This window comes from Microcoleus sp. PH2017_28_MFU_U_A (assembly GCF_020738035.1).
Lineage (GTDB): Bacteria > Cyanobacteriota > Cyanobacteriia > Cyanobacteriales > Microcoleaceae > Microcoleus.
This window is the reverse complement of the sequence record NZ_JAEQCX010000213.1, coordinates 1-5,095: the sequence shown is the minus strand read 5'-3', so window position 1 is coordinate 5,095 and position 5,095 is coordinate 1. Positions and strand designations below refer to the sequence as shown.

The following is a 5,095-nucleotide window of genomic DNA, read 5'->3' as shown; positions in this document are numbered from 1 at the left end:
TAAGGAATGAAAATTTAATAACATCAGCGATGTATAATAAATAAATGAGTGAATATGAATAGGTTAATGTTTCGGTATGGATGTCAAATATTATACCTACTTGGTTATTCTTATGTCGCCCATGATTTGTTGATTTGAATCATTTATCCTAACATAATTTATGTATTACTCAGACGAAATTACTGCTTTAATGCTCCAACATCATCAGTCTTTATCTGAAAAAGACAAAAGAAGATATGCAGCGATAGAAGCCGTAAAACTTGGTCGTGGTGGAATCATTTACATAGCCCGAGTTTTGGGAGTAGATAGGAATACAATAGCCAAGGGAATTAAGGAGTTAAAAAATAAATCAGAACCCACCTTGAATCAACAAAGAATTCGCCGAAGAGGTGGAGGAAGAAAAACTAGGGATTCTCAGATAGCTGATTTAAATGAGCGTTTTTTAGAAGTCTTAAAAAACCACACAGCCGGAGATCCAATGTCCGAAAAAATTAAATGGACAAATCTTACTCATCAACAAATAGTTGAAGGCCTAAAGGCTCAGGAAACAATAGTCAGCACAACGGTTGTCAAAAAACTCTTAAAAAAACATGGATATGTGAAACGCAAAGCCCAAAAACAACAAACAACCGGAGTCACAAAAAATCGTAATGAACAATTTGAGAATCTTGCCAGAATAACCGCTCAGTATGAGTTGCGGGGTAATCCAATTGTTAGTATGGACACAAAAAAGAAGGAATTTATTGGAAATCTATATCGAGCAGGCAGTCTATATACTACCGAAGTTATTACGACATTTGACCATGATTTCTTTAGTTTAGCTGAGGGAAAAGTAGTGCCTCATGGAATTTACGATCCGCAACAAAACCGAGGATATTTAAACTTGGGAATCAGTAAAGACACGAGTGAATTTGCTTGTGAATCGATTAAATTATGGTGGATAAATTACGGAAAATTTATCTATCCTCAAGCCGATTCAATCTTAATAAAATGCGATGGAGGTGGCAGTAACAATTCTAATCATCACATATTTAAATCAGATTTACAAAAGTTAGTTGACGAGCTAGGAATAGAAATTAGGATCGCACACTATCCTCCCTATACATCGAAATATAATCCGATCGAACATCGCTTGTTTCCTCACGTAACCAGAGCCTGTCAAGGAGTGATTTTTACGAATCTTGAGTTAGTGAAAGAACTCATGGCAAAAACTCATACTAAAACCGGGCTTTCTGTGGTGGTAAATGTGCTTGATAAAATCTATGAAACTGGTCGAAAAGTAGCTAATGACAATGAAAATTATTTTTGATGAATATCTGCCAAAATGGAATTATCGTGCAGTGCCGACTATTTAACAGACGCTAAAGTTATTAAATTTTCATTCCTAACTGCCCGCCCTGCGCCTGCAATTGGAGTGGTGTTTTCTCCGGGGGCTAGCGGCAAATCGTAGCGGTGGGAAGTGGTGTTGCCGAATACGTCCGTTACCGATTTTACCCGTCCCAAAGCATCGTAAATAATCGATTGGTTGTTACCCTGACTGGTTCTGGCAGCGGTGATGCGACCTTCGCTATCGTAGTCGTATTCCATCCTCAAGGTATGGCTTTGACCGTTGAGGGTAAAAGTGGTCGTAGCAAATTCTATTCTGCCGTTAGGATTGTAATCGAAATCAACCTGATTGCCGCGACTGTCGATCGTGCGTTTGATGTTGCCCGCTGCATCGTATTGAAAGCTGTTAACTTGACCGTCGGGTGCGGTTTGAGTTAGCAGTTGGCCGCGCGCGTTGTAGGTATAAGTTGTTTTTAAGCCGTCGGTATCGGTACTCTCAATTAAGTTGCCGCGACTGTCGTATTTAGCTGCGGTTTTCAAACCTGTGGGCGAGACGATTGAAGTGGCGCGACCTTGGCTGTCGTAAGTCATCCGAGTGATGAAACCACCTTCATCTTCAATTGTCAGGAGATTTCTGCGATTGTCGTAGGTGAATTTAGTTGTAACTCCATCGCCATCGGTTTCAGTCAGTAGATTGTTGTCAGCATCAAAAGTCCTGTCAATCCGCTTCCCTAACGGGTCAATCTCAGTCAAAACGTTCCCGCGACTGTCGTAAACGTAAGTGGTTTCCTTCCCAAAAACATCCTTAACCTTCTGAATCGAATTATTCGGATCGTAAATCAACTCCACCGCCGAACCATTCGCATCAACCATCTGTTTCAACCGACCTTTCTCATCATACTCAGTCTTCACCCCACTCCTTCCCAAGGGGTCAATAACCTCAGTTAAAAAGTGCGGCCTGTCTGCATCTTCATACTTAAACTGAGTCCGATTATTCTCCCTATCCTTAACAGCAATCAAATCCCCTTTCGCATCATATTCATACTTAACCTTTTTCCCATCCGGGTCAACAACACCAACAATCCTCCCCTGAACATCCCTCTCAAAAACCACCGACTTACCAGTCGAACTCACAATCCCCGCATCGCTAAAACTCAACTTATTCCCATTACTATCAGTAGCCGTCAGCAAATCCCCAGACTTCGCATCAATCTCGTAAACCAATCCCTCCTGCGTCGTCAGTATATAAACACCACCAAAGGCAGGATTTTCAGGATTGAAGGGCTGTGCGTTCACCCCGTAATACCCGTTCTCATTCCTGACCAAATTCGCATCCTTCACCGTCAAAGTCATCGTCGAACCCTTCTGAGACTCAAACGCAGGTTTGTACATCGCAGCCCCCGGCCCCATCGCCCCCAAATACTGATTCAAATGGTGCGGAGTCGGCTTAAAAGTAAAGGTTTCCCGCTTACCTCCGGGTAACGTAATAAACACCTTAGTCTTACTGTCAAACGGTACGGTATTGATTCCCAACTCCTCATAAGTCGGGTCTGGTTTTAGCGAAGTCTTCAAATCAGTATCCCGGAACTCCATCCGCCAGCCGTAGCCGAAATCATCTGTGGCATTAGCATTCAAAGAATCGTAAGTTCGAGTCACGCTAATCGGAATTCCAGCAACAGGAACAGATAAATCAGTAAAGGATAACCGGAAATTACCCAACTTCAAATCACCCGCAACATTCACGGTTCTTTCAGTAGTAGAACCGTTACCGTTAGCATCGAATGCAGTGAATTTCAGAACGTAAGCGCCGTTAGCTAAAACAGTCGGGTCGAATGTCGCAATCGTGCCGTTAGTGACAGCAGTCGTTCCCCGATGAACTTCCTTAAATTGACTGCTACCAACCGGGGCTACTGACAAAATATAGTAATCTAAATTGCTGTCAGTTATCGTACCTCGAATTACCAGAGGTGCAGAAACATCAACATCATCCGCTAAATTGATGTTGATAATTGGTGCGTTGACATCGGTGGGGTCAATTGCTGCTACTGTTTGAGTTGCGGTTCCGGCATTTCCAGCCGTATCTTTAGCTAGAGAAAAAAATTAAGGTTGTTTAATAATTACTCGCCTTATTTCTTTTCTAGAGGAGTTCTTCTACAGGAGCGTCGTACTCACAGTCGGGGTTGTATTTTTTGCGGATGGATTCTGCTGCTGGGTAATTCATTCCGAAACTTGTTATCTCTCGTCCTTCCACCTTGTAGTGATAGTAAGCACCTGTTTCATAGCACTCGGCAATGGTTGGCATCATGGAAGTAAGGCTGCTGTATTTTAACTTAGGTCTAAAATCATCCCAATCTCCATAGTCAAAGCAAAACACGGGAGATACTTGTTTTTTTTGTTCGCCGATGATAAAATAATCTTGCTTATCATGGCCAAAAAGAGAAAACCATTGTGGGTTTCTGAGGCTTTCAGAAGAACTATTATTAGCGAATGCTACGCATTCTTCAGAGTAATTTATCGAATCAAAGTAGTTTTTGATGAGAAAATCTAAGTTATAAGAATCATGCCCTCCCCAACCTTGGCTCCATCCTTGTGCCCTCTGTATAAACCCGTTTCTCCATTGGTAAAGTTCATAAACTTCTTGAGGTAAACGAAATGGTAATAATCTCACCTTTTCTTCGATTTCTGATAAACTTAGTTCGGCTTGCCAGATAGTAGCTATTTGTGGGTCATGTTTTTGCATCCATTTTAAAATTCTTTCCAAAGCATTTGTTAATTCTTCCACGATTTTACATCCTTGTTAGATGAGACAAGAAAAAGAAATTCCGGCTTACTATCTACTACCGATCATGCCATCTCGGTCGATCCAGTATGAATTTATCCGTTGTTCTGGGAGAGTAATAACACCAAACGAATCCGCAAGACGGACATTTGCTTCTCTGTAAATCTCTCTCATTAGCTTTCCTTTTCTCAATCTCTGTTAAAATATCTCCAATCATCCATCTGTTCGGGATTGTACTTTTGGAAAATTTTCTCAGCTTTTTCTGAATTGTCATCGTCCTCTACATAAGAATAACCAGATTCTTCATCAAAATACATATAATAAGCCCCCGTTTCATAACATTCCCAAGTGCTTAATATTAAGCTAGTTAAGCTAGCAGCATACATTCTAGGAGCTTCTCCGACATATACGCACCAAACTGGAGATTTGTTTGCTGAATCGCAAATGACATAATAGAAATTTTTCCCGTCTCCATGAAAAAGAGGAAGTATATGGCTAGAAGAAGAAATCTTGTTTCCTCTCATCCATTCGCCATAGCAAGTGTTTTCAATAGCTTTCTCCAAGGGTTCTAAAAATAAAGAAGGTGTTAGCGCAATCTGTCCATTGCAGTAGTGGTAAATTTCTCCTACTTCCCACGGAAGAATTAAGGGAAGAGATTGTTCAATTTCTTGCTCGGTCAAATTTGTAGTATGAAAAAGCAAGGGAAGATTTTGAGTTATTTTTTTAATTTCTTGGTCGGTCAAACCCGAACGTAACTCAGCAATTGATTCAGGGTCATTAACTTGCAGCCAGTTAACAATTTTTTTCAAAGTTGGTGTGAGTATAGACATATTTGATGGAATCCTTAGCTAAATAAACTATTTATTTTACGCTAGCCCAAAATGAACTAGGTAGGGCTTGCTGAATAATTGATTGCCAACCAAGAGCAGGAGCGATCAATATATTCAAGCTTGGTTAAAGATAAGTTTTTTCTGTATCGAGTCGCCCGAA

The 5,095-nt window shown here is 40.8% G+C and carries 4 protein-coding genes; 1 reads left to right on the top strand and 3 read right to left on the bottom strand.

Going from position 1 to position 5,095, the window contains the following annotated elements; all coding sequences use genetic code 11:
- Nucleotides 1-160 precede the first annotated feature (160 nt).
- Entirely contained in the window at nucleotides 161-1,309 is a 1,149-nt protein-coding gene (locus JGK14_RS33710; RefSeq protein WP_325316003.1) for an ISAzo13 family transposase, read from the top strand.
- A 38-nt stretch (nucleotides 1,310-1,347) separates the two neighbouring features.
- Here the strand turns inward: JGK14_RS33710 and JGK14_RS33705 are convergent, their stop codons facing one another.
- The 3 genes from JGK14_RS33705 to JGK14_RS33695 form a co-directional block, all read right to left on the bottom strand.
- The gene (locus JGK14_RS33705; protein ID WP_325316002.1) at nucleotides 1,348-3,243 is read right to left on the bottom strand and encodes a DUF6531 domain-containing protein; all 1,896 of its coding nucleotides are present in this window, start codon (nucleotides 3,241-3,243) and stop codon (nucleotides 1,348-1,350) included.
- A 220-nt stretch (nucleotides 3,244-3,463) separates the two neighbouring features.
- Nucleotides 3,464-4,108 (bottom strand): SMI1/KNR4 family protein, encoded by a 645-nt coding sequence (locus JGK14_RS33700; RefSeq protein WP_293220888.1) that lies wholly within the window; start codon nucleotides 4,106-4,108, stop codon nucleotides 3,464-3,466.
- A gap of 185 nt (nucleotides 4,109-4,293) precedes the next feature.
- The gene (locus tag JGK14_RS33695; protein ID WP_325316001.1) at nucleotides 4,294-4,935 is read right to left on the bottom strand and encodes a hypothetical protein; all 642 of its coding nucleotides are present in this window, start codon (nucleotides 4,933-4,935) and stop codon (nucleotides 4,294-4,296) included.
- Nucleotides 4,936-5,095 lie beyond the last annotated feature (160 nt).

Excerpts from the sequence above, each read along its gene's own strand:
- JGK14_RS33710 (WP_325316003.1), top strand. The coding sequence starts at position 161 with ATGTATTACTCAGACGAAATTACTGCTTTAATGCTCCAACATCATCAG.
- JGK14_RS33695 (WP_325316001.1), bottom strand. The coding sequence starts at position 4,935 with ATGTCTATACTCACACCAACTTTGAAAAAAATTGTTAACTGGCTGCAA.